The sequence below is a fragment of the Janthinobacterium agaricidamnosum genome, assembly GCF_003667705.1.
In the GTDB taxonomy this organism is placed as follows: Bacteria; Pseudomonadota; Gammaproteobacteria; order Burkholderiales; family Burkholderiaceae_D; genus Janthinobacterium.
The window spans coordinates 4,915,992-4,940,749 of record NZ_CP033019.1 but is presented as its reverse complement, the minus strand read 5'-3'; the positions used below and the strand labels follow the sequence as shown (position 1 = coordinate 4,940,749).

21 protein-coding genes are annotated in these 24,758 nt (G+C 65.4%); 11 read left to right on the top strand and 10 right to left on the bottom strand.

Going from position 1 to position 24,758, the window contains the following annotated elements; all coding sequences use genetic code 11:
- The first annotated feature begins 25 nt into the window (after positions 1-25).
- Positions 26-1,117 carry a tRNA epoxyqueuosine(34) reductase QueG gene (queG, locus tag D9M09_RS22315; protein WP_121670405.1) on the top strand — a complete coding sequence of 364 codons (1,092 nt, stop codon included), beginning with the start codon at positions 26-28 and terminating at the stop codon, positions 1,115-1,117.
- Positions 1,118-1,123: 6 nt separating this feature from the next.
- Here the strand turns inward: queG and D9M09_RS22310 are convergent, their stop codons facing one another.
- Complete coding sequence (locus D9M09_RS22310; RefSeq protein WP_121670404.1) at positions 1,124-1,501, bottom strand: DUF3052 family protein; 378 nt, start codon at positions 1,499-1,501, stop codon at positions 1,124-1,126.
- Between the two features lie 209 nt (positions 1,502-1,710).
- Between D9M09_RS22310 and D9M09_RS22305 the strand changes: the two genes are divergently transcribed.
- Positions 1,711-2,262, top strand: a complete 552-nt coding sequence (locus D9M09_RS22305; RefSeq protein ID WP_230502199.1) for a PadR family transcriptional regulator — start codon at positions 1,711-1,713, stop codon at positions 2,260-2,262.
- A gap of 22 nt (positions 2,263-2,284) precedes the next feature.
- On the top strand, positions 2,285-3,112 hold the full coding sequence (locus D9M09_RS22300) for a siderophore-interacting protein (RefSeq protein WP_121670403.1): 828 nt from the start codon (positions 2,285-2,287) through the stop codon (positions 3,110-3,112).
- Positions 3,113-3,219: 107 nt separating this feature from the next.
- Here the strand turns inward: D9M09_RS22300 and D9M09_RS22295 are convergent, their stop codons facing one another.
- Complete coding sequence (locus D9M09_RS22295; protein WP_070287725.1) at positions 3,220-3,804, bottom strand: response regulator transcription factor; 585 nt, start codon at positions 3,802-3,804, stop codon at positions 3,220-3,222.
- Between the two features lie 26 nt (positions 3,805-3,830).
- Positions 3,831-5,855, bottom strand: a complete 2,025-nt coding sequence (locus tag D9M09_RS22290; RefSeq protein WP_240453446.1) for a sensor histidine kinase — start codon at positions 5,853-5,855, stop codon at positions 3,831-3,833.
- Positions 5,856-5,991: 136 nt separating this feature from the next.
- Between D9M09_RS22290 and D9M09_RS22285 the strand changes: the two genes are divergently transcribed.
- From D9M09_RS22285 to D9M09_RS22260, 6 genes are all read left to right on the top strand, one after another.
- Complete coding sequence (locus D9M09_RS22285) at positions 5,992-6,984, top strand: TRAP transporter substrate-binding protein (protein ID WP_430886703.1); 993 nt, start codon at positions 5,992-5,994, stop codon at positions 6,982-6,984.
- A 116-nt stretch (positions 6,985-7,100) separates the two neighbouring features.
- Entirely contained in the window at positions 7,101-7,673 is a 573-nt protein-coding gene (locus D9M09_RS22280) for a TRAP transporter small permease (protein ID WP_034746865.1), read from the top strand.
- The gene (locus D9M09_RS22275; protein WP_070223052.1) at positions 7,670-8,950 is read left to right on the top strand and encodes a TRAP transporter large permease; all 1,281 of its coding nucleotides are present in this window, start codon (positions 7,670-7,672) and stop codon (positions 8,948-8,950) included. The genes D9M09_RS22280 and D9M09_RS22275 overlap by 4 nt, the downstream gene beginning before the upstream one ends.
- A 425-nt stretch (positions 8,951-9,375) precedes the next feature.
- The gene (locus D9M09_RS22270) at positions 9,376-9,876 is read left to right on the top strand and encodes a methylated-DNA--[protein]-cysteine S-methyltransferase (RefSeq protein ID WP_070223055.1); all 501 of its coding nucleotides are present in this window, start codon (positions 9,376-9,378) and stop codon (positions 9,874-9,876) included.
- The gene (xerD, locus tag D9M09_RS22265; protein WP_257218035.1) at positions 9,873-10,790 is read left to right on the top strand and encodes a site-specific tyrosine recombinase XerD; all 918 of its coding nucleotides are present in this window, start codon (positions 9,873-9,875) and stop codon (positions 10,788-10,790) included. The genes D9M09_RS22270 and xerD overlap by 4 nt, the downstream gene beginning before the upstream one ends.
- 80 nt (positions 10,791-10,870) lie before the next feature.
- Positions 10,871-11,077, top strand: a complete 207-nt coding sequence (locus tag D9M09_RS22260; protein ID WP_070223057.1) for a hypothetical protein — start codon at positions 10,871-10,873, stop codon at positions 11,075-11,077.
- A gap of 66 nt (positions 11,078-11,143) precedes the next feature.
- On the opposite strand, the gene D9M09_RS22255 is transcribed toward D9M09_RS22260, so the two are convergent.
- Genes D9M09_RS22255 through D9M09_RS22245 form a run of 3 tightly spaced genes read right to left on the bottom strand, consistent with a single transcriptional unit; the run spans position 11,144 to position 16,638 of the window.
- A complete protein-coding gene (locus D9M09_RS22255; protein ID WP_121670401.1) occupies positions 11,144-12,421 on the bottom strand; it encodes a TolC family protein in 1,278 nt (425 codons plus the stop codon).
- The gene (locus D9M09_RS22250; RefSeq protein ID WP_121670400.1) at positions 12,408-15,512 is read right to left on the bottom strand and encodes an efflux RND transporter permease subunit; all 3,105 of its coding nucleotides are present in this window, start codon (positions 15,510-15,512) and stop codon (positions 12,408-12,410) included. Before D9M09_RS22250 ends, D9M09_RS22255 begins: the two co-directional genes overlap by 14 nt.
- On the bottom strand, positions 15,505-16,638 hold the full coding sequence (locus D9M09_RS22245; RefSeq protein WP_121670399.1) for an efflux RND transporter periplasmic adaptor subunit: 1,134 nt from the start codon (positions 16,636-16,638) through the stop codon (positions 15,505-15,507). The genes D9M09_RS22250 and D9M09_RS22245 overlap by 8 nt, the downstream gene beginning before the upstream one ends.
- Before the next feature lie 238 nt (positions 16,639-16,876).
- On the opposite strand from D9M09_RS22245, the gene D9M09_RS22240 reads away from it, so the two are divergent.
- Together D9M09_RS22240 and D9M09_RS22235 are read left to right on the top strand one after the other, a co-directional pair.
- Complete coding sequence (locus D9M09_RS22240; RefSeq protein ID WP_070287908.1) at positions 16,877-17,557, top strand: response regulator transcription factor; 681 nt, start codon at positions 16,877-16,879, stop codon at positions 17,555-17,557.
- Complete coding sequence (locus tag D9M09_RS22235; protein ID WP_205602421.1) at positions 17,550-18,947, top strand: sensor histidine kinase; 1,398 nt, start codon at positions 17,550-17,552, stop codon at positions 18,945-18,947. The genes D9M09_RS22240 and D9M09_RS22235 overlap by 8 nt, the downstream gene beginning before the upstream one ends.
- Here the strand turns inward: D9M09_RS22235 and D9M09_RS22230 are convergent.
- The 4 genes from D9M09_RS22230 to D9M09_RS22215 form a co-directional block, all read right to left on the bottom strand.
- Positions 18,939-19,250, bottom strand: a complete 312-nt coding sequence (locus D9M09_RS22230; RefSeq protein ID WP_070287737.1) for a hypothetical protein — start codon at positions 19,248-19,250, stop codon at positions 18,939-18,941. The two genes, D9M09_RS22235 and D9M09_RS22230, sit on opposite strands and share 9 nt — an antisense overlap.
- Positions 19,250-19,969, bottom strand: a complete 720-nt coding sequence (locus tag D9M09_RS22225; protein WP_205602420.1) for an MgtC/SapB family protein — start codon at positions 19,967-19,969, stop codon at positions 19,250-19,252. The genes D9M09_RS22230 and D9M09_RS22225 overlap by 1 nt, the downstream gene beginning before the upstream one ends.
- 371 nt (positions 19,970-20,340) lie before the next feature.
- The gene (locus D9M09_RS22220; RefSeq protein WP_121670396.1) at positions 20,341-23,454 is read right to left on the bottom strand and encodes an efflux RND transporter permease subunit; all 3,114 of its coding nucleotides are present in this window, start codon (positions 23,452-23,454) and stop codon (positions 20,341-20,343) included.
- A gap of 3 nt (positions 23,455-23,457) precedes the next feature.
- Positions 23,458-24,696 (bottom strand): efflux RND transporter periplasmic adaptor subunit, encoded by a 1,239-nt coding sequence (locus D9M09_RS22215; protein ID WP_121670395.1) that lies wholly within the window; start codon positions 24,694-24,696, stop codon positions 23,458-23,460.
- Positions 24,697-24,758: the final 62 nt, after the last annotated feature.

Here is a 24,758-nt window from a genome sequence, read left to right as displayed (position 1 = left end):
CCTGCCGTTTTCCGTAAAGTCCCCTATGTCCGCCACCACCACCGATCTCGCCGTCCTGGCGCGCACCATCAAGGAATGGGGGCGTGAGCTGGGTTTTGCCGAGGTGCGCATCGCCGACGTGGACCTGTCGCACATGGAAGCGCCCTTGCAGGCCTGGCTCGATGCAGGGTATCACGGCGAAATGGATTACATGGCCAGCCACGGCATGAAGCGCGCGCGCCCGGCCGAACTGGTGCCGGGCACGGTGCGCGCCATCAGCGCGCGCATGAACTACCTGCCGCCGGCCTTGGGCCCCGACTGGCGCGCGCACGAGGCGGCGCGCGACGCCGACCCCGCGGCGGCCGTGATCTCCGTGTATGCGCGGGGCCGCGACTATCACAAGGTGATGCGTTCGCGCCTGCAGCAGCTGGCCGAGCGCATCAAGGGCGAGATCGGCGACTTCGGCTACCGCGTCTTCAGCGATTCGGCGCCCGTGATGGAAGTCGAGCTGGCGCAAAAGGGTGGCCTGGGCTGGCGCGGCAAGCACACTTTGCTGATCAACCGCCAGGGCGGTTCCTTCTTTTTCCTCGGCGAGATCCTCATCGACGTGCCGCTGCCCGTCGACCCGCCCGAGACCCCGCGCTGCGGCCAGTGCTCGGCGTGCATCACGGTGTGCCCGACGCAAGCCATCCTGGGGCCGTACCAGCTTGACGCGCGGCGCTGCATCTCCTACCTGACGATTGAGCTGAAGGGCGCGATTCCCGTCGAGATGCGCCCCCTGATCGGCAACAAGGTGTACGGCTGCGACGATTGCCAGACCGTCTGCCCGTGGAACAAGTTCGCCCAGCGCGCCGTCGTGCCCGACTTCGACGAGCGCCACAGCCTGGGCAGCGCCGGCATGGTGGAGCTGTTCGCCTGGACGGAAGAGGAATTCAACCGCCGCATGGAAGGCAGCGCGATCCGCCGCATCGGCCACGAACGCTGGCTGCGCAACCTGGCCGTCGGCATGGGCAACGCGGCCGCCAAGGCCCGGGGCCAGGCCGACATCGTCGCGGCCCTGCTGTCGCGCCGCGCGCATCCGTCGGCCATCGTGCGCGAACACGTCGAATGGGCGCTGGCGCTGCACGGCATCGCCTAGCGTTTTTTAAACCTGCTTCAGGCGCAGCGCCGACCACTCGCTGTCGATGGCGATCATCGCCACGCTGTCGAGACCTGTTGCCTGCGCATACAGGCGAATATCGTCGCGGTGGATATCGCTGCCCGCCTTGATGCCACCCTTGCGGTACGCCACCCAGACCGCGCCGCCGGGCGCCAGCCGCGCCTGCGCCGCCGGCAGGAACTGCTCCAGTTCCGCGCGGCTGCGCGCGAACAGCAGTAGCCAGTCGGCGTTTTTTCCTTCGCTCACCCGCCGCTCCGCCGGCAACTGCGCCAGCAGGGCGGCATGCTCGCCGCCGTCATTGAGCACGGCCAGGGCTCTGGCATTTTTTACATACATTTTTTCAGCAACGGTTTTTTCAGGCATGGCATGGGCGTGTCGGTTGGGAAAAGACGAGCATAGCAAATTTCTCCTTGACTTATCGATATATCGTTATAAAATGACGATACCTACTAACGATATATCTTTAAAGAGAAAACATGAGAAACTCACACCACGCAGAACACGGCCATTGCGGCCAGCATCACCATCACCATCAAGGCGGGCATCGCCACGAAGACCGTCACGAATACTTCATGCACGGCCGCGGCCCGCGCGGCTTCGACGAGCGCGGCGACGGCATGGGCCATGGCGGCCCCGGTGGCCGGGGCGGGCGCGGCGAACGGGCCGAGCGCGTCTTCGGCCGCGGCGATCTGCCGCTGATCGTGCTGGCGCTGATCGAAATCAGCCCCCGTCACGGCTACGAAATCATCAAGGCCATCGAAGAGCGTTGCGGCGGCGCGTATGCCCCCAGCCCGGGCGCCGTGTATCCGACATTGACCTTGCTGGAAGAGCAGGATCATGTGACGTCCTCCGAAAGCGCCAGCGGCAAGAAGCTCTACACGATCACGGAGCTGGGGCGCGCCTATCTCGACGAGAACCGCGCCCAGGTGGACGGCATCCTGGCCCGCCTCGACATGTTTGCCCGCGTCCAGGCGCGCAACGCCTTGCCCGAGCGCGTGCGCCAGGCCATGCACACCCTCAAGCATGCGCTGTTGCTGAACAAGACTAACTGGAGCGAAGCGGAAGCCGAACGCGTGTCCGCCGTGCTGGAACAGGCGGCGAACGCCATCGTCGACGGCCACTGAGCCCACTTTACAAGGATACGCAATGACTACTGCCTCACCTGCAACACTACCCGCGCACGCCATCGAACGCGTGCGGCATGACTTGAAACTGCGCGTGCTCACCGTCGTGCGCACCGAGCAGCTGACGCCGCACATGCGCCGCATCACGCTGGCAGGGGACGACCTGGAAGGCTTTGTCTCGCCGGCGCACGACGACCACGTGAAACTGTTCTTCCCCGCCCCGGGTCAGACCACGCCCGTGTTCCCCGTGCTGGGCAATGGCGCCAATCCCATCGAGTATGCGGAAGGGCCGCGCCCCATCGCCCGCAACTACACGCCGCGCCGCTACGACGCCGAACGGCGCGAGCTGGAAATCGACTTCGTGCTGCATGGCGACGGGCCTGCATCGTTGTGGGCGGCGCAAGCGGCGCCCGGCCAGACCCTGGGCGTGGGCGGGCCGCGCGGCTCGATGCTGGTGCCGCTCGACTTCGACTGGTATGTGCTGGTGGGCGACCAGACGGCCTTGCCGGCCATCGCCCGCCGCCTGGAGCAGCTGCCGGCCACGGCACGGGCCATCGCCGTGATCGAGATCGTCGAAGACGGCGAGCAGATCGCGCTCGAGTGCGCGGCGCAGCTGGACCTGCGCTGGGTGGCGCGCAATGGCCGCCAGGGCCCGCTGCTGCTCGACGCCTTGCGCCAGATCGCGCTGCCGTCAGAGGGAGACGGCTACGTGTGGGTGGCGTGCGAGCACGCGCAGGTGCAGGGCTTGCGCGGGCACTTTATCGACGCCGGGGTGCCGAAGCAGCATCTGCATGTGGCCAGTTACTGGAAGCATGGGGCGGCGGAGCACCATGAGCATCACGATGCGTGATGGTGGTGATGGTGGTGATGGTGGTGGTGTCGGGTTACGCGCTTTGCGCTAACCCGACCTACGCCGACCTGCGTTGCAATATACGGCGTAATCCAACATTGCTGCAATTACTTCAACAACCCCGCCAGCTCCACCGCCGTCTTGACCTGCATCTTGTCGAAGATATGCGCGCGGTGGACTTCCACGGTGCGCATGCTGATGCCCAGCTTGTCGGCCACCACCTTGTTCATCTTGCCCGCCAAAATCAGGTCCAGCACTTCGCGTTCGCGCGTCGACAGGGTGGCCAGGCGCGCGTGCACGGCGGCCAGTTCGCCCGCCTGGCGCGAGTTGGCCAGGCCTTGCTGCACGCGGTCCATCAGGTCGTTGTCGTTGAACGGCTTTTCAAAGAAATCGAAGGCCCCCCGTTTCAGGCTGTCGACGGCCATCGGCACGTCGCCGTGGCCGGTGAGGAAAATCACGGGCAGGCGCGCCGTCAGGTCGCGCTTGACCAGCTGGTCGAACAGGGCGATGCCGTTCATGTCGGGCATGCGCACGTCGAGCAGCACGCAGTCGCCGGCGGCGTCGAAGCCGCCGTCTAGGCTATCGAGAAATTGCTGGGCGCTGGCGTAGCTGCGCGCCTCGATGCTGCGCGAGGCGGCCAGCCAGGAGAGGGAGTCGCGCACGACTTCTTCGTCGTCGATGATGTGTAGCATGGTGTCTCCGGCTTGTCGGTTATTCGTTATGCGTTATTGCCTGGTGCGGCGCGCGGCGCGGCCGGCACGCTGAAGGTAAAGATGGTACCGCCAGCGGGGTTGGCGCCGAAGGTCAGCGCGCCGCCGTGAAATTCGATGGCAGTGCGGCAGATGTTCAGGCCCATGCCCATGCCTTCGGACTTGGTCGAGAAAAACGGCGAAAACAGCCGCTCGGCCACGTCCACCGGGATGCCGTGGCCATGGTCGATCACGTCCACCGTCACCATGCCTTGCTGCGCGTCGTGGCTGGCCCGCAGACGCATGATACGCCGTCCGGGCGCCGCATCCTGCATGGCCTCGATGGCGTTGCGCGTCAGGTTCAGCAGCACTTGCTCGATCATCACGGGGTCGGCGCGCAGCAGCGGCAGGTCCGGCGGCAGCTCTTCCTGGATGGTGACATAGTATTTGCGCGCCTGCAGGTCGATCAGCGCGCGGATGCCGTCGATCAGGGTGCGCAGGGCGATATCCTGGCGCTGCGGTTCGCTCTTGCGCACGAAATCGTGCACGCTGCGGATGATCTGGCCGGCCCGCTGCGCCTGCGCGCTGGCCTGTTCCAGCGCCGGTTTCAGGGTGCCCGGATCGACGGGGGCGTCATGCTCGATGGCGCGGCGGATCAAATTCAAGGCCCCTGTCGTGTAGCTGGAAATGGCCGCCAGCGGCTGGTTCAGTTCATGCGCCAGCATCGACGCCAGCTCGCCCATGGTGGCCAGGCGCGAGCTCGTTTGCAGTTTTTCCTGCTGCTGGCGATTGAGCTCCTCGACCCGCTTGCGGTCCGAGATGTCGAGCACGGAACCCATCCAGCCCGTCTGCTGGCCGTTCTTGTCCACCAGCGGCGCTTCGAAGATCAGCACGGGCACGCGCGTGCCGTCCGGGCGCTGGAAATAGGTTTCGAACTGCGGCGTGGGATTGCCGGCCAGGGCCTTGACGAAGCGCTGCTGGTATTCCTCCAGCGCCTCCGGCACCCAGTAGGGCATGGGCGGCAAACGGCCCAGGATTTCCTCGGGCGGATAGCCGACGATCTGGCAAAACGCCGGATTCACGTAGGTGACGCGGCCTTCCAGGTCGCGCGCGCGCATGCCCGTCACCAAAGAATTTTCCATCGCCGTGCGGAACAGCATCTGCTGGCGCAGCGCGCCTTCGGCCACCAGGCGGCGCGAGATGTGGCGCCACAGGGCCAGCAAGCTCCATAATAAACCCAGCGACAGGGCGATGACGGAGCCGACCAGCAGATTGGGCAGCAGCTTGGGCTGGCTTTTCACGCTGTCGGTAAACAGGGTGATGGTGGCGCCGGGCACGTCGAGCGCGCGCTTGTGCGTGTACACGCCGTGGCCGGGACCGGCGGCGGCGCGCCGCGCCAGCACCTTGTCGTCGCGGTCGATCAGCGAAATCTGGTTATCCTGCGCAAACCACCACGGCACCATTTCATCGAGCAGGCTGCTGATCTGATAGGTGGCCACCAGGCTGCCGACATAGCGCTGACCATCGAACAGGGGCTGGTGGTAATCCATCAGCATGGCGCCCGGCGGCGTATCGGGAAAGCCCGTCTGCTGCGAAGGCTGGGCGTATTGGCCCCGGTGCAGGCGGCGCGCATTGTCGGCCGCCGTCAGCGATGCCGGCGCAAACGACAGGGCGTGCGGCAGATTGTTGTCGCTGGTGGCCAGCACCTTGCCGTTGGTATCGAGCCACAGCACGCGCTGCAGTTCGCGGCCATTGCGCAGCATCTGCTGCAGCCGTTCATGCACTTTTTCCGCCGACAGGGAGCCGCTGGCGATGTCCACGCCCAGGTTGAACAGGCTTTCCTCGTTGCGCGCCAGCTGGAAGCGGATGGTCTGTTCCACCCACAGCGTATCGGCGATCAGCTGCTCCTGGCGCTCGTTGCTTTCCATCTGGCGTGCCTGCCAGGGCAGCCAGAACAGGATGGACAGGAACAGCAGCAGCAGGATGACGGGCAGCAGCCAGCGCATCGGACTCGATAGCTTGAAGCGGCGCGCAAGGGTGGGGGGAGTCGGCATGGCTGGCAGGGTAGCGGCTTATCGGGAACCGGCTATTGTGGTTAACCACAATAGCCGAGGCAGTTTCTTTGGCACAATATTCAAGTAGACAAATAATAAAGTTTTTCTAAACACCATTCAGGAGACAAAAATGCAGATGAAAACCATGTTCGTCGCGCTGTGCGCGGCCATCGGCGCCACCGCCGGCGTCCACGCTTACGCGCAAGCCCCCATCGTCATCAAGTTCAGCCACGTCGTGGCGACGGACACGCCGAAAGGCCAGGCCGCCGAGCGCTTCAAGCAGCTGGCCGAAAAAGCCACGAATGGCAAGGTCAAGGTCGAACTGTACCCGAACAGCCAGTTGTACAAGGACAAGGAAGAACTCGAAGCGCTGCAGCTGGGCGCCGTGCAGATGCTGGCGCCGTCGCTGGCCAAGTTCGGCCCGCTGGGCGTGAAGGAATTCGAAGCGTTCGACCTGCCCTACATCTTCCCCACCAAGACGGCGTTGTACAACGTCACCGAAGGCGAAATCGGCAAGAGCCTGCTGAAAAAACTCGAACCCAAGGGTATCACGGGCCTGGCCTACTGGGACAATGGCTTCAAGGTGATGTCGGCCAACAAGCCGCTGCATACCCCGGCCGACTTCAAGGGCCTGAAAATGCGCATCCAGTCGTCGAAGGTACTCGATGCGCAGATGCGCGCGCTGGGCGCCAACCCGCAAGTGCTGGCCTTCTCGGAAGTGTATCAGGCGCTGCAGACGGGCGTGGTCGACGGCACGGAAAATCCGCCATCGAATATGTACACGCAAAAGATGCATGAAGTGCAAAAGCACGTGACCGTGTCCAACCACGGCTACCTGGGCTATGCCGTCATCGTCAACAAGAAATTCTGGGACGGCTTGCCGCCCGATATCCGCACGCAGCTGGAAAAAGCCATGCGCGAGGCGACCACGTTTGAAAAAGCCATCGCCCAGCGCGACAACGATCAGGCCCTCGACGCCATCAAGAAAGCGGGCAAGACGCAGATCTACACGCTGACGGTGCAGGAACAGGCCGAATGGCGCAAGGCGCTGGCACCCGTGCAGAAGGCCATGGAAGGGCGCATCGGCAAGGATCTGATCTCGGCCATCAACAAGGAAAGCGCGAAGTAAGCCGCGCTGGCCGCGCCGCCTGGCGCGGCAGGCAGGGCATCCCTGCCGGTCCGTTTGAACGACTCCCGCGCGTCCTGCGCGGGAGTGCGTGCACCCGCATTCTTTGAAAGTCCACCATGAAATTTCTGGATCACCTGGAAGAGTGGCTGATCGCGACCCTGATGGGCGCGGCCACCTTCATCATCTTCGTCGCGGTCGTGCACCGCTACCTGGCAGGCTTGCCGATTCCGGGCCTGCAAGACTTCCTGATTCAAATCAACACCAGCTGGGCCCAGGAACTGTGCATCTACATGTTCGTCTGGATGGCCAAGTTCGGCGCCGCGTATGGCGTGCGCACGGGCATCCACGTGGGCGTTGACGTGCTGATCAACCGCATGAACCCGCGCTGGCGCGACCGTTTCATCGTCTTCGGCCTGGGCGCCGGCGCCCTGTTTACCGGTATCGTGGGCACCCTGGGCGCCAGCTTCGTGTGGTCGATCGGCCACACGGACCAGACTTCGGCCGACATGGAAATACCGATGTGGCTGGTCTACCTGGCCGTGCCGCTCGGTTCTTACCTGATGTGCTTCCGTTTCCTGCAGGTGATGGTGCATTTCATCAAGACGGGCGCCTTGCCGAAACACGACCACTCGCACGTCGAGGGCCTGGAAGATGAACTGACGGCGGAAGAAAAAGGAGCCAAGGCATGAACGCGCTGATTATTTTTGTGCTGCTGCTGGCACTGATGCTGACCGGCATGCCGATCTCCATCTCGCTGGGCCTGACGGTATTGACGTTCCTGTTCACCATGACCAGCGTGCCCATCGAATCGGTGGCCCTGAAGATCTTCACGGGCATCGAGAAATTCGAAATCATGGCCATCCCGTTCTTCATTTTGGCGGGTAACTTCCTCACGCATGGCGGGGTGGCGCGGCGCATGATCAACTTCGCCAGCTCCATGGTCGGCCACTGGCACGGCGGCCTGGCGCTGGCCGGCGTGATGGCGTGCGCGCTGTTTGCCGCCGTCTCCGGCTCCAGCCCCGCCACCGTGGTGGCGATCGGCTCCATCATCCTGCCGGCCATGGTCAAGCAAGGCTATCCGCGCGGTTTCGGCGCCGGCGTCATCACGACTTCGGGCGCGCTGGGCATTCTGATCCCGCCCTCGATCGTGATGGTGATGTATTCCGTCAGCACGAACACGTCCGTGGGCAAGCTGTTCATGGCGGGCGTGATTCCCGGCATGATGCTGGCCATGCTGCTGGGCCTGACCACGTGGTTCTTGGCGCGCAAGCACAACTATCCGCGCATGCAGAAGGCCAGCTGGGGCGAACGCTTCGTCACGTTCAAGAAGAGCGCCTGGGGCCTGCTGTTGATCGTCATCGTCATGGGCGGCATCTATTCGGGCGCGTTTACGCCGACGGAGGCGGCCGCCATGGCTGCCGTGTACGCCTTCATCATCGCCGTCTTCGTCTACAAGGACTTGAAGATCAAGCAAGTGGGCAAGGTCTTGCTCGATTCGGCCGCCATGTCGGCGATGCTGTTGTACATCATCACCAATGCCGTGCTGTTCTCGTTCCTGATGACCAGCGAAAACATCCCGCAGGCGATGGCCGAATGGATCACGGGCAAGGGCCTGGGCGTGATCAGCTTCTTGCTGGTGGTCAACGTACTGCTGTTGTTGGCTGGTAACGTCATGGAACCGTCGTCCATCGTGCTGATCATGGCGCCGATCCTGTTCCCTGTCGCCATGAAGCTGGGCATCGATCCTGTGCACTTCGGCATCCTGATCGTGGTCAACATGGAAGTGGGCATGTGCCATCCGCCCGTGGGCTTGAACCTGTACGTGGCGTCCGGCATCACCAAGATGGGCATCTCGGAGCTGACCGTGGCCGTGATGCCATGGCTGCTGACGATGCTGGCCTTCCTGGGCTTGATTACCTACGTACCACAAATCTCGCTGTGGTTGCCAAATTTAATTTACAACTAAAACAGTTGTCCCCTTCATGGTGCAAAAAAAGTCGATCCTGCCGAACAAATGCGCTATGATGGGCAGCCTTAAGGGGAAACACGTATATGCATATGCGCCCCGGTAGCAAGGCTGAAATACAGAATTGGCAACAAGGTTAGTGGGGGAGTGGTCTATAAAAACGGTATTGATACCGGGGATATATTGAGGAGACACACGTTTCACAGAAGTTGTTGAGTCATAGCTGTCTGCGGCCACAAGCCGGCACCGGCGGACCCAAACGACCGGGAACGTGAAGCAATATTTGAAGCGCACCGGCTGGTGCGCTTTTTTTTCGTGCGCAGGAAACGTCCGCCGGCACGCCCAAAGTCGGTGCATAATTCCCGTGGCGCGGTTTCCGGCGCCGGCAGGTTGCATATATGCCACACTTGAATAATGATCAGCAGATGAAAAAACAACAGGGCAGTGAACTGTTTAGCGCCATCGTGGCCGCGCCGTTCGGCGCCATGGGCGTGCGCGCGCAGGACGGCCAGTTGCGCGAACTCGTGTATTTGCCGCCGCACTTTGCCGAGAAAGATCCGCAGGATGCCGTCTCCGAGCGGGCGTGCGAACAACTGGCGCGCTATTTCCGCGACCCCGATGCGCCGTTCGACCTGCCGCTGGCGGGCCTGGGCAGCGCTTACCAGCAACGCGTATGGGCGGCGATCGCCGGTATCCCGCGCGGCCAGGTGCGCACGTATGGCGACGTGGCGCGCCTGATCGGTTCGGCGCCGCGCGCCGTGGGCCAGGCCTGCGGCGCCAACTGGTTTCCCGTGGTGATCCCTTGCCACCGCGTGACGGCCGCCGGCGGCCTGGGCGGCTTTGCCCACCATGACGATGCGACCGGCTTCCACCTGGGCGTCAAGCGCTGGCTGCTGGCGCATGAAGGCGTGGAAGCTTACCGATGATGAACAGTCTGCTGGCGCCCGACAACGCCACCCTGATCGATGAATTCTGCGACAGCCTGTGGCTGGAAGACGGCCTGTCGAAAAACTCGCTCGATGCCTACCGGCGCGACATGCGGCTGTTCGCCCGCTGGCTGGAAGTGGCGCGGCCCGGGCGCGAGGGGCTGTACGAGGTATCCACGGCCGACATCGAGGCGTATTTTGCCGCCCGCCACGACGAAAGCAAGGCGACGTCGTCGAACCGGCGCCTCTCTGTGCTCAAGCGGTTTTACCAGCTGGCCTTGCGGCACAAGCATATCGCGGCCGACCCGTGCCTGAAGATGGTGTCGGCCAAGCAGCCGGCGCGCTTCGTGCATACCCTGAGCGAAGCGCAGGTGGAAGCCTTGCTGGCGGCGCCCGACGTGAGCACGCCGCTGGGCTTGCGCGAGCGCACCATGCTCGAACTCATGTATGCCAGCGGCTTGCGCGTGTCGGAACTGGTGGACTTGCAATCCGTGGAACTGAGCCTGAACGATGGCGTGCTGCGCATCACGGGCAAGGGCAGCAAGACGCGCCTGGTGCCGTTCGGCGAACAGGCGCGGCTGTGGATCGAGCGCTACCTGAAGGAGGCGCGCGGCGTCATCCTCGACGGGCAGATGGACGACGCGCTGTTCGTCACGCGGCGCGGCGGCGCCATGACGCGGCAAATGTTCTGGGTCATCATCAAGAAACACGCGCTGAACGCGGGCATCACGGCGCCGCTGTCGCCGCATACCTTGCGCCACGCGTTCGCCACGCATTTGCTGAACCACGGTGCGGACTTGCGTGTTGTGCAATTGTTACTGGGGCACTCCGATATTTCCACCACGCAGATTTACACGCATGTGGCCCGTGAACGGCTGAAACTGCTGCATGCGCAGCATCATCCGCGAGGCTAAACATTTGGAGTTTGCTCCAACTACGTCATAATGTGCCTTATATGCTTATCTGTAACATCTAAAAACTAAAGAGGTAGTAAATGGCCAAGACAAATTTCCAATACGAAAAACGGCAAAAAGAGCTGGAAAAGAAGAAGAAAGCCGAGGAAAAAGCCAGGCGCAAGCTGGAAGCGAAAAACAATCCGAAGCCGGCCGATGGCAGCGAGGGCGATGAGCCGGAAGCGGACGACGCAGACGTCGACGCTGATCCAGCCGCCGCTGGCGACGCTCCTGCCCAGCCGCAGTAATTCCCCTGTTTCTGACGACCGGTGCGGCATGGCCGCGCCGGTCTCCCCGCGTTTTTCCTTCCCCCGCTACAAGCGCGGCCGCTGGCCGATCGCCAGTTGCAGCTGCGTGCTGGCGATGGCCGCATCGGCGCGCGCCTGCACATAACCCTGATACGCCTCATCGGCCGAACGCTGCGCCGCCAGCCATTCCAGCAGCGAGGCATTGCCACTGAAATAGGACAGGCGCATGCCGTCGACCACCTTTTGCGCATCGACCAGCACGCCGTCGCGGTAGCGCGCCAGCCTGTCCCGCGCCGCACGCAGCTGCCGCTGCGCCGTGCGCACCTGCGTTTCCGCCGTCAGTTCCGCCTGGCGCAGGGCCAGCATCGCCTGCGTCACGCCCGCTTCCGCCTGCACCACGTCGCCCCTGTCGCGCCGCGACAGGGGGATGGGGATGGCCAGCGATACGCTCAAGGCGCGCGAGCGTGGCGACCCGTCGACGGGATTGCCGCCGGCGTCAACGCCGTCATGGTAGCCGCGCGCGGCGGCCAGGCCCACGGTGACGGTCGGGTCGACCGAGCGGTTGGCGCGCACCAGCGCCGCGCCGTCGCGCAGATTGTCCACGGTGGCGCGGGCGATGCGCACGTCGCTGCGCTCGCGCAGCGCCTGCGGCACCAGGGCGCTGGCATCCTGGTCGGCATACGCGGCGAAGTCGCAGGCCAGCTGTGCGTCCGGAAACAGGCTGTCGAACTGGCGGCCCAAGGGGGGCGACAAATTCAACATGGCGCTGTCCGCCTCGCTGCGCGCCTGCGCCAGCTCGGCCTGGAACTGGTCGCGTTCCACGCGCGACTGCAGCAGCTCGATGCCGCCCACGTCGCCCGCCTTGCGCCGCACGGCATTCGCGTCGACGACTTTCGACAGGGCCGCCATGGTCTGCTCCTTGCGCGCGAGGACCTCGCGCGTGCGGCACGCTTCCGTGAACGCGGCGGCGGCCGTGCCATACAGTTCGCTTTTGAAGCCAGCCACCGTTTCCTCGGCCAGCGCGACGTGGCTGTGCGCCGCCTTCAAGCGCGCGGCGCGCTTGCCGCCCGTTTCGATGGCCATGCTGATGGCCGGATTCCACGTGACGGGGCGGTGCTCGACGCTGCGCACGGTTTCGCGCGTGGCGCCCAGCGTGAATTCGGGATCGGGACGCAAGCCGGCGATGCCGATGCCGGCCTTGGCCGAGACGATGTCTTCCTGCTGCGCCTGCAATTCCAGGCTGTGGCTTTCCACGGCGGACAAATAGGTCTCGAAGGTCAAGGGCGCGGCGCAGGCGCCGGGGGCGATCAGCCAGGCCGCCAGCAATACATTAAAACGTGTCATGGTTCACTCCTTCGGTATCGGTCCGGCGTTGTTGTACATACGCCTCGATCAGGTAATACAGGGCCGGCAACAGCAGCAGGGTCAGTGCCGTCGCCGTCACCAGCCCGCCCACCACGACGGTGGCCAGCGGGCGCTGCACGTCGCTGCCCAGGCCCGTCGCCAGCATGGCCGGCGTCAGGCCCAGGGCGGCCACGGTGGCCGTCATCAGCACGGGGCGCATGCGGTCGCGCGCGCCATCCAGTACGGCGTCGCGCAAGCTCCTGCCTTCGTCCGCGCGCAAGCGGTTGATCTGCGCCAGCATCAGCACGGCATTGAGCACGGCCACGCCGAACAGGGCGATGAAGCCGACGGCGCTCGACACGTTCAGGGTCATGCCGCGCAGGTGCAGCGCGGCCAGGCCACCGAGCATGGCCAGCGGCACGGCCAGCAAGACCAGCGCGGGCTGGCGCAGGTTGCGGAACTGGCCAAACAGCAGCAGGAACATGGCGCCCAGGGTCATCGGCAGGATCAGGGCCAGGCGGCTTTGCGCGCGCTGCAGGTTTTCAAACTGGCCGCCCCACTCGACGCTGATGCGCTGGTGCTCGCCCGCCACGGCTTGCGCCACCAGCGGGCGCGCTTCGGCCAGGAAGCCGGCCAGGTCGCGTCCGCGGGCATTGAGGCGCACGATGATGTGGCGCCGCCCCATTTCGCGCACGATCACGCTTTCGCCCGAGGTGGTGCTGATGGTGGCCACCTGCGCCAGTGGCACCCTGGCACCGTTGGCGGCCGTGAGCTTCAGGCTGGCGATGGCGTCCGGGCTGGAACGCGTGGCGGGCGGGAAGCGCACGGCGATGTCATAGCTTTTTTCGCCCACGTAGACCTGGCCGATGGGCGTGCCGCCGATGCCGGTGGCAATCAGGTCGGCCACGTCGGCCGCATTGATGCCGTAGCGGGCCGCCTTCGCGCGGTCCAGTTCCACCTTCAGGTTGGGCAGCGGCGGCTCCACGTCCACCGCCACGTCGGAGGCGCCGTGGACAGTCTTCAGCACATTGGCCACCTTGCTGGCGATGGCGCGCACCTCATCGAGGTCGTTGCCGAAGATTTTCACCGTCAGGTCGCTGTGCGCGCCCGACAATTTGTCCTGTACGCCATCGATCATCGGCTGCATGAAGGCGACTGTGACGCCGGGCATGCGCGCGAAGCGCTCGTTCATTTTTGCGATCAGCTGCTGCTTGCTCATGCCCGACTTCCAGCTTTTATAGGGATGCAGTCCCACGCTTGCCTCGATGTGCGACGGCGTCCAGTAATCGGTGCCGTCGTCGTTGCGTCCCGTCTGCGTGACGATGGTCGACACTTCCGGGAATTCCAGCGCGGCGCGCCGCAGTTCGCCGGCCATCTCCGACGCCTTGTCCAGGGTGATCCCGGGCGGCATCTGCACCTGCAGCCACAGCGACCCCTCATCGAGATAGGGCAGGAAGTCGCGGCCGATGCTGCCGCCCAGGATGGCAAGCGCTGCGAGCGATCCTGCGCACACCATCGCCACCCAGCGCTTCTTGCCCACCATGCGTTCGAGGAAGCGGCCATACGCGCCCGTCAGCTTGTCCAGCACGCGGTTATGGAAGGTGCGGCGCGGCTTGCGCAGGGCCAGCCAGGCCAGGCCCGGGATCAGCACCAGGGCCACCACCAGCGCGCCCACGAGCGCCGCGCCCACCGCATACGCCATGGGCGAGAACAGCTTGTACTCGATGCGCTGGAAGGCGAACAGGGGCAGGTAGGCGGCGATGATGACGGCCATGCCGAACATGATGGGGCGCGCCACCTGCAGGGTCGCGTCGATGGCGTCCTGCAGGGTGAGCGGGCGGTCCTGCTCGCGCTCACGGCGGCGCAGCATGTTTTCCAGCACCACCACGGAACCGTCGACGAGGATGCCGAAGTCGATCGCCCCCAGGGACAGCAAATTGGCGGGAATCTTAAAGTGGTGCATGAAGATAAAGGCGATCAGCAGGGCCAGCGGAATCGTCAGCGCGACGATGGCGGCCGCGCGCGGGCTGCCCAGATACAGCAGCAGCACGAGGGCGACGAGCAGCATGCCTTCGCCCAAGGTAAATCCCACCGTGTGCAGGGTGGCGTCGATCAGCGAGCTGCGGTCCAGGTAGGGCACGACCTTGACGTCCTTCGGCAGCACATTCGCATTCAAATCGTCCACGGCCGCATGGATGCCGGCCAGCGCTTCGGACGGGTTGAAATCCTTCAGCAGCAGGGTGATGCCTTCGATGGTGTCGGGGTTGTCGTCCATGCCGAGGATGCCGCGCCGCTCCACGTTGCCGTAAGCGAGCTTGCCCAGGTCCTTCACCAGCACGGGCACGCCGTCCTTGCTGCTGACGACGACGTTACCCATGTCATCGAGCGAATGCAGCAGGCCCACGCCGCGCACCACGTACGATTGCTGGCCGCGGTCGATGACGCTGCCGCCGCCGCTGAGGTTATTGGCGTTGATGGCGTCCTTCACCTGCGCCAGCGAGAAACCGTAGCTGTCCAGTTTTGCGGGGTCGAGTTCCAGCATGAATTGCGTCGTCAGGCCGCCGAAATTGCTGACGTCGGCCACGCCGCGCACCTGCTGCAGGCGCGGAATCACGGTCCAGAACTGCAACTCGGACAGTTCGCGCAGGGAGCGCGTTTTCGATTCCAGCGTGTAGCGGTAGATCTCGCCCGTGGGCGAGGTGTAGGGATCAAGCCCCGGCTTGGCGTCGTACGGCAGGTTCACGCTGGCCAGGCGCTCCTGCAACCGTTCGCGCGTGAAGTAGCCGTCGCTGCCATCCTCGAACACCACGGTGATCAGCGACAGCGCGAACAGGCTGCGCGTGCGCAGCACGTGCATGCCTGGCGTGCCGAGCAGGGCGCGCTCGAGCGGTATGGTGATCTGCTGCTCGATCTCCTCGGCGCCCAGGCCCGGCACCTGCGTGACGATCTGCGAGGTCACGTCGGCGATGTCGGGATAGGCTTCGATGGGCAGCTGCTTCCAGCAGTAGACGCCGTAGACGGCGACGAACAGCAGCACCAGCCAGACGATGCCGCGCCGCTGGCAGCAGGTGGCGATGAAACGGTCAATCATTGAGCAGCACTCCTTCCTTGACGACGATGCGTTCGCCCGCTTTCAGGCCGGCGAGGATTTCCACCTGTTCTCCATGGCTGGCGCCCACTTCCACCGTGCGCGGCGTAAATACCAGCGGGCTGCGCTCGACCATCACGCGCGTCGATGGCCCGCTTTGCAGCACGGCGGCCGCGGGCACGAGGAGGGCGCGGCGGCTGGCGCCGGCGAACCCCGCGTGGGCAAACATGCCGGGCTTGAAGGTGCCGGCGCGGTTGTCGATGGCCACGCGCACTTTCACCGTGCGCGTCTCGGGATCGAGCACGGCGCCCACATACGCGACCTTGCCCTCGAAAGCCTTGCCGGGCCAGGCGTCGACGGTGATGCGGGCCGTCTGGCCCACGGCCACCTGCGCCAGGTCCCTTTCGGCCACGTTGGCCGACAGCCACACGGTGGAGAGATCCGCCACCGTCATGACGGGCGCGTTGATATCGTTCCAGTAGCCGCCCTGGGCGCCTTCCATGGCGATCACGGTGCCGGCGATGGGCGAACGCAGCACGTAGTCGCGGCGGGTGCCGCGTGTGCCGCGCGCGCCGGCGCCGTACTGGGCCAGCTTGTCGGCGCTGGCCTGCGCGTCGCTGCCGGCCTGCGCAAAGGCCGCCTGGGCCGCTTCATATTCCTTGCGCGCGGCGATTTCCGCCTCGAACAGCGTTTTCTGGCGCTCCAGTTCCTGGCGCGCCTGCAGCAGGGCGGACTTCGCCTTGCTGTCGTCCGCGTAGGCAGCACTGAGTTCCGCCGAGTCGAGCGTGAACAGCGGGTCGCCCGCCTTCACGCTGTCGCCCAGGGCGCGCTGCAAGCGCGTGATGCGCCCGGCCAGGGGCGGCGTGATCTTCACCAGTTTTTCCGGCATCGCTTCGATGCTGCCCGGCGCCTCCGTCTGTGTGGCGATCTCCTGTTCCTGCACGGCGGCGATCTGCAGGCGCTGGCGCAGCGGCGACATCCTGTCGACGGCGATGCTGCCGTCGTCCAGATGCATCGATTGGACGGGCGGCGTGGCTGCCGCCGTCGGTTTGGCGCAGCCGGCCAGGGCCGAGCAGGCGAGAGCGAGGGCGCAGCTGGCGCCCAGGGCGTTGCGGGTGGTCGTGTTCATCCCGTGTTTCCTTGTTATTGATGGTGATGGGGCATGCGTGGATGCCGTGCCCAGGCGGGCGGTCAGAGGGGAGCGCGGGCAGCGGTATGACAGCGCCGGAAAAGCATAGCAATGTGCTCCTGAAGAAGCGCCCAAGAACGCCTGAATCATTCTTCAGGTTGCGTGCGCGCGCGGTGTGGCGCGGTAAAATGCAAGGATGGAAAATGCGGGAAAACACAGCACAATGGGAAAGGCAGGCATGAGAATCCTCCTGGTGGAAGACGACCGCAAGGCGGCGCGCCTGCTGGCCCGTGGCTTGCAGGAAGAAGGCTTTGTCGTCGACGTGGCGCACAGCGCGGAAGAGGGCGAGGATGAAAGCTACGCCGTCGACTACGACGCGATCGTGCTGGACTGGATGTTGCCGGGCAAGCAGGGCATCGATTTTTGCCGCGATTTGCGCGCGCGCGGCATCCAGACGCCCGTGCTGATGCTCACGGCGCGCGACGCCACGGCCGACCGGGTGGCGGGCCTGAACACGGGCGCCGACGATTACCTGACCAAGCCGTTCGAATTCGAGGAGCTGCTGGCGCGCATCCGCGCCTTGCTGCGCCGCTCCGACATCAGCCGCCCGCTGGTGCTGGCGCTGGCCGACCTGACGCTCGATCCCGTCAGCCACCAGGCGACGCGGGCCGGCGCGCCGCTGGTGCTCACGCCCAAGGAATACGCGATTCTGCTGATCCTGCTGCGCCAGGCGGGCGAGGTGGTGAGCCGCGCGCGCCTGGCCGAGCAGATCTGGCAGGCTGACCTGATCGGTATCGACAACCTGATCGACGTCCACGTGCGCAATTTGCGGGGCAAGGTCGATGCGCCGGGCTTGCCGCCCCTGATCCACACGGTGCGCGGACGCGGCTTCCGCCTGGCGGAAAACCATGGTGGCTAGCTTTCGCAAGCGATTGCTGCTGGTGCACCTGGCCGTCATCCTCGCCATCGTCGCCTGCACGGCGCTGGCCGGCTACTGGGGCCTGTCGCGCGCCGTGCACGGCCAGCTCGATGCGGCCCTGCTGGCGCTGGCCGAGACGGAAATGGCCATGCTGCCGGCCGCGCCGCGCCAGCCCGTGCAGGTGCACGAGGTGGCGCCGGGCCTGGCGCCGCCGTCGTTGACGCGGCTGGACCGCCTGGTGCAGATCATCGATGGCGAAGGCCGCGTGCTGGCGCGCAGCCGCAACCTGGAGGCGGCGCAGCTGCCGGCGCCGCCCGCCCTGCTGGCGCGCCTGGCGGCCGGCGAGACCGTCTTCGAAACCCTGCCCAAGTTTGGCGAAGAGCCGCTGCGCATGGTCTCGATTCCCGTGCCCTCGTCCGGCGCGCGCCTGGCGGTGCAGGTGGCCGGTTCGCTCGACGACACGAATCACGTGCTGGCCGCGGCCACCGTGCTGTTTGGCGCCATGGCGCTGGCCTTGCTGGCGGCCGTGGGCCTGGCCGGCGAAATGCTCACGCGCCGCGTGCTGGGCGCCATCGACGACGTGGTCGACCAGGCGCATTCGATCGGCGAGGCCAGCCTGCACCAGCGCCTGCCCCATCCCGGCACGCAGGACGAGATCGGCCGCCTGGTCGATACCCTGAACGCCATGCTGGACCGCCTGGAACACGGCTACGATGCGCAGCGCCGCTTCACGGCCGATGCTTCGCACGAACTGCGCTCGCCCCTGTCGCGCCTGCGCACGGAAATCGAAATTACCCTGCGCCGTCCGCGCGAAGCGCCCGAGTATGTGGACGCGCTGGCGTCCTGCCTCGATGAAGTGCAGCGCCTGACGACCCTGGTGGAAGAACTGCTGATGCTCACGCGCCTGGACGTGGGGCAGGAGCGCAATGCCGTGGAAACCATCGCGCTCAATCCGCTCGTGCGGGCGGCCGCGCAGCGGCTGGAAAAGCCGGCAGCGCAGCGCGGCATCCGCATCGTCTTCGATGACAGTGTGGCCGTGCACGCGCGCGTGGCGGCCGGCCCCGTGGACCTGGTGCTGGCCAATCTGCTCGATAATGCCGTGAAGTTTTCGCCACCCGATAGTGTCATCAGCGTGCACGTGGCGCGCGAGGGTGAACATGCACTCGTCGGCGTGGCGGACGCGGGACCGGGCATCGGCGTGGAAGACTTGCCGCATCTGTTCGAGCGCTTTTACCGTGGCGCCCAGGCGCGCGCGGGCGAGGCGCCCGGCTTCGGCCTGGGCCTGGCCCTGTCGCAAGCGATCGTGCACGCGTACGGCGGCAGCATCGAGGCGCGCAACCGCCCGCAAGGCGGCGCGCTGTTCCTCATGCGCCTGCCCGCGTCAAGCTGAGGGGGCGACGCCTTCCCAGCGCACCTGCCGCACTTGCGGCCAGGCGCCCGCGCGGTTGACGAAGCGCACCAGCACGGCGCGCTGCACGGCCTGGCACAGCACCGTGGCGATCAGCCGCACCACTTGCCGGGCTTCGTCCCAGCTGCGCAGCATCTGCGACGGCGCCAGGCCCGCGTCTTGCAGTTCGGCCAGCAGCAGGCGCACCACGTGGTCGGCTTGCGCCGCGGGGCAGGTGACGGTCAGGCGGTAGGTGGCCATGACGGGACCGCGCCTGGCAAACCAATGGAAGAATTTTTTCATCATCACACTCCCCGTTCAGCGACAAATTCCGCGTTGTTCACGAGCGCCCAGCGCACGGCCGAGACGCTGCCTTCCAGGCTGACCTGACTGACGATCTGCTCCAGCAATCCCAGGCTGGAGACGGGCGTGAGCAGGTCGGCCCGCACTTCGATGCGCCCGGCCTGCGCCGCGTCTTCGCTGTGCAAGGATTGCAGCATCAGCGCCGGCATGCCGCTGATCAAGCGCAGCATCAGCTTGCGCACTTGCACTTCCTGCTCCGCCTCGCACACGGCCGTCACGCGATAGATGCTTTCCGTCTCGATGCCCGCTTCGCTGCCGTGCGCGTTGATGCGTTGCGCCAGGTGGCGCAGCACCAGGTTGGCGATCAGCACGAAGCCCGTGCCGATGGCCGCTTCCAGGGCAAACCCCAGGCCGCACAGGATGCCGATGGCGGCCGAGCACCACAGGGTGGCGGCCGTGTTCAGGCCGCGTACCGTCATGCCCTCGCGCATGATGACGCCGGCACCGAGAAAGCCGATGCCCGACACCACCTGCGCGGCGATGCGCATATGGCCGGAGGCATCGCCTTCGAGCACGGAAACCATCACGAACAGCGAAGCGCCGACGGACACCAGCGCATTCGTGCGCAGGCCCGCCATGCGCTGGCGCAGCTGGCGTTCGGCGCCGATCATGGCGCCCAGGGTCAATGCCGCGGCAACGCGCAGCGCAAAGTCAAATACCACCATCAGTTTCTCCCGGCTGGGGAGGAACAGGCGAGTGCACAAGGCGAAGAAAATCCGCCCGGATTGGGGGCAGCAGACGGGGATGACGGGCGGTGGAACGATGAGGAGGGAAGTGGCGGCGAGTGAAGTTCGCCGCTGGAAGAGCCACACCTTGCCGAGGGCAGGGCGGGCGGAATGCGCGCGTCTTGCCTAAGGTCGATCGCCGATGGTCAATCGACTACTGTCACTGGAACAAGCACCCACGAGTCACTCCATATCATTGATAACGGGGACAGTCTAGCCAGTGGTGCCGCTTTGGTCAACTGAAGCTCTCTTCAGGCAGCCGCCGCGTCGTCCCCGCCAATGCGGGGACGGTGAAGGCGACCGGTCAATCAGTGGGCGTGTGCTTTGCCATCATCGGCGGATTCGGCATGCTCGCCGCTGCCGAAAAAGCGCGCGGCGCGCTTGCCCAGGCTATCGAGATAGGTGTAGGCGACGGGCACCACCACCAAGGTCAGCAAGGTCGAGGTGATCACGCCGCCGATGACGGCGCGGCCCATCGGCGCCTGCGATTCGCCGCCGTCGCCCATGCCGATGGCCATCGGCAGCATGCCGAACACCATCGCCAGGGTCGTCATCAGGATGGGGCGCAGCCGCACTTGCCCCGCTTCCATCAGCGCCTCGAACTGCCCCAGGCCTTCGCGCTGGCGCTGGTTGGTGAAGTCGACCAGCAGAATCGCGTTCTTCGTCACTAAGCCCATGAGCATGATGAAGCCGATCACGGAGAAGATGTTCAGGGTGCTGCCCGTGATCAGCAGCGCGGCCAGCACGCCGATCAGGGACAGCGGCAAGGACACCATGATGGCGATCGGCTGCAGGAAGCTGCCGAACTGCGAGGCCAGCACCAGGTAGATGAAGATCACGGCGATCCCCAGCGCCATCATCGCGCCGCCCATGGTTTCAGCCATCTGCTGCGCATTGCCGGCCACGTCGAAGCGCACGCCCGGCGGCAGGTCGATGGACTTGATGGCCTTCTGCACGTCGGCGTCGACGTCGCCGGCAGGGCGGCCCTGCACGCCCGCATAGATGGCGACCCGGCGCTGCAAGGCCTGGCGTTTGAGCACCTGCGGACTCGAGGACGGCACGAATTCGACCACCTGGCGCAGCGGGATCATGACGGGCTTGCCGTTTGCGTCAAGCTTGCTCGACGCCAGCGACAGGTCGGCCAGGTCGGCCACCTTTTGCCGGCCCGATTTGGGCAGCTGCACGTTGACGTCGTAGTTCTGCCCGTCGGACGCCAGCCAGTGGCTGACCGTGTCGCCCGCCACGAACGGCCGCAGGGCATTGCCGATCTGCTGCACCGACAAGCCCAGGTCGCTGGCCAGTTCGTTATTGATCTTCACCGTGGTCGACGGATTGGCGCCTTCCTGGCTGTATTCCATGTCGGCCAGGCCCTTGATGTTGCGCATCTTGTCCATCAGGGTGTGCGCCACCGCATCGAGCTTGCCTTCGTCCGTGCCGAGGATGGCGATGAAGATGGGGCGCTGGCCGACGGACAGGGTGATGCCGGCGATCGGCGCCAGGCGTTCGCGGATCAGTTTTTCCAGTTCCTGCTGCGAGCGGCGCTTGTGTGTCTTGATGTCCGTCAGCTTCAGGTTCACCTCGGCCGTGTTGCGCCCATCGGGCGTGCCGATATTGGCCACCAGGCTGTCGATCTCGGGAAATTCCTTCAAGGCCGTTTCGATCTGGCGCACTTTGCTATCCGTGTATTCGAGGCTGGAGCCGACGGGCGTCTTGAAGCGCAGGTTGACCCAGCCCTGGTCCGTTTCGGGGAACATTTCGCCGCCGATCATGGGCACGAGCATCAGGCTGCCCGCGAACAGCGCCACGGCCGTGGCCAGCGTGGTCTTGCGCCAGCGCAGGGCCACAGCCAGCACCTTGCCGTACCAGACGTGCAGGCGGTCGATGCCCGTCTCGATCCAGGCCATGAAGCGGCCCAGCCACGGCGCGTACTTGAAGCGGTCCTTGACGGGATCGCGCCAGACGGACGACAGCATGGGGTCGAGCGTGAAGCTGACGAACAGGGAAACGAGCACGGCGACGGCCACGGTGATGCCGAACTGCAGGAAGAAGCGGCCGATGATGCCGTCCATGAAGGCGACGGGCACGAACACGGCGACGATGGCGAACGTGGTGGCCATTACGGCCAGGCCGATTTCATTGGTGCCGTCGTTGGCCGCCTTGTAGTGGTTCTTGCCCATGCCCAGGTGGCGCACGATGTTTTCGCGCACCACGATGGCGTCGTCGATCAGCAGGCCGATGCACAGGGACAGCGCCATCAGGGTCAAAAAGTTCAGCGTGAAGCCGAAGGCCTTCATGGCGATGAAGCTGGCCAGCACGGAGATCGGCAGGGTCAAGCCCGTGATGATGGTCGAGCGCCACGAGTGCAGGAACAGGAAGACGATCACCATGGTCAGCACGGCGCCTTCGATGATGGTGCGCTTGACGTTATTGAGCTGGCTTTGCACGCGTTCCGACTCGTCGTCCAGCACGCGCAGGGTGATATCGGGCGGCAGGGTCTTTTGCAGGTCCGCCGCCACTTTCAGGATGCCGGTGCCCACTTCGACCACGTTGGCGTCCTGCACCTTGGTGATTTCCATGGTCACGGCCTGCTGGCCGTTCATGCGCGAAATCGACAGTTCTTCCTGCTCGCCGTCGACGACGGTGGCCACCTGGTCCAGGTAGACGGGACCGATGGCGCGGCGCGCCACGATGATCTTGCCGAATTCGCGCGCATCCTTGATCTTGCCTTCCACGCGCACCAGCTGCTCTGCCGCGCCATGGCTGATCGAGCCGGCCGGCAGGTTGGTATTCGTCGCCTGGATCGCGCGGATGACTTCATCGACGCCGATGCCCTGGGCATTGAGCTCGATCGGCTTCATGCTGATGAGGATCTGGCGCGCGCGCAGGCCGCGCAGCTTGACTTGTCCCACGCCGGCCACGCCCTGGAAGCGCTTGCTGATGATCTGCTCCGTCATGGTCGACAGCGAGCGCAGGTCATGCCCGGTCGAGGTCAGCACGATGGTGGCGATGGGGCGCTCGTTGTCGCCCTCGGCGCGCGCGATGAACGGGTCCTTGGCTTCCTTCGGGAAGCGCGGGCGCACCAGGGCCACCTTGTCGCGCAAGTCCTGCATGGCCTTGTCCATATTGGTCGACAGCTCGAATTCCAGGTAGACGCCGGCGCGTCCTTCCCACGAATTGGCGCGGATGGTCTTGATGCCGCTGACGGTGTTGACGGCGTCCTCGATGGGGCGCGTGATGTCGTTTTCCACGGCTTCGGGCGAGGCGCCCGGGTAGTTCACTTCAATGGCGGCGAACGGGAACTGCACGCTGGGCATGCTCTCCACGCCCAGGCCATGGTAGGAGAAGATGCCCAGCACCACCAGCGCCACCATGACCATGGTGGCGAAGACGGGGTTTTGAATGCTGACTTTGGTCATCCACATGGCTTAATCCTTCCGTGCCAGCACGGCCGCCGGCGCGGCGGGGGCGGGGCCGGTGGCGGGCGCGGCGAAGGTCACGCCATGGCCCGGCTTCACGCCATCGAGCCTGGCGATGATGACTTTCGCGCCCGGCACCAGGCCCGACTTGACCTCGGCATAGCCTTCATCCTCGTTGCGCAGTCCCAGGGTGACGGGCTGCGCGACCACCTTGTTATTCACCAGCGCATACACGACGGGGCCCTGCTTTTCGTTGCGCACGGCCGTCAACGGCACCAGCGGCGCGACGATTGATCGCTCGGTGACGATGCTGCCCTTGGCGAACATGCCGCCGCGCAGCGCGCCATCGCCATTGTCGACGGCGATGTAGACGAGCATGGCGCGCGAGCCGCTCTCGGTGGTGGGGTTGATGCGCGTGACCTTGCCGGCGAAGTCGCGCGCGCCGAAGCCGTCGACCTTGAAGCGCACGTCCTGGCCCAGCTTGATGCGGGGAATCTCCGCGCTGGGCACGGGCGCTTCCAGGGTCAGCTGGGCCAGGTTGACGATGGTGTAGACGGGCATGTCGGGCGAGACTTTTTCGCCCGCCTGCAGATGGCGCTTGCTGACGATGCCGGCCATCGGCGCGCGGATCACCGTGTCGGCCAGCGCGATGCGGGCGATGTCGACCATGGCGGCGGCGGACTTGACGTTGGCGCGCGCCAGGTCGACGGAATTCTGCGTCGTGTCGTAGGCCGTCTGCGAAATGTATTTTTGCTTGAGCAGCGCCTGGCTGTTCGCTTCATTCTTGGCCGCCATGGACAGGCGCGCCTGCGCTTCGTCCAGCATGGCTTGCTGCTGCGTCAGGCGGGCGCGCAGGTCGGCCGCGTCCAGGCGCACGAGGACTTGCCCGTTGGCTACTTGCTGGCCTTCCTGCAAGGTCGTTTCCTGGATCACGCCGGAAACCTTGGCCTTGATGGTGGCCTGGGTCACGGGGGCCAGCGAACCGGACAGGGGCAGGCTGATGCTGAGGGCGCGCGCATCGATGGCGGCCACGTCGCCCTGCGCCAGTTCATGCACGGGCGTCTTTTCCTGTTCCTTCTTCTTGCTCGCTTGCTGTTCGGCAACCTTGGCCGCTTGCTGTTTCGATTGCATCACTGTCCAGCCGCCGCCGGCCAGGCCCAGCACGACGAGGATCAGCACGGGGGCGCGCCAGCGCCGGCGGCGCGTGGCGGCAAGGGGAGAGGCGGGGGGCAGGGTCTCGTTTTTCATAGGTTTTTTTTCAGGAGCGGCGCAGGGCTTCGGCGCCAGGTCTCGGTGCGGCCGGCCTGCGG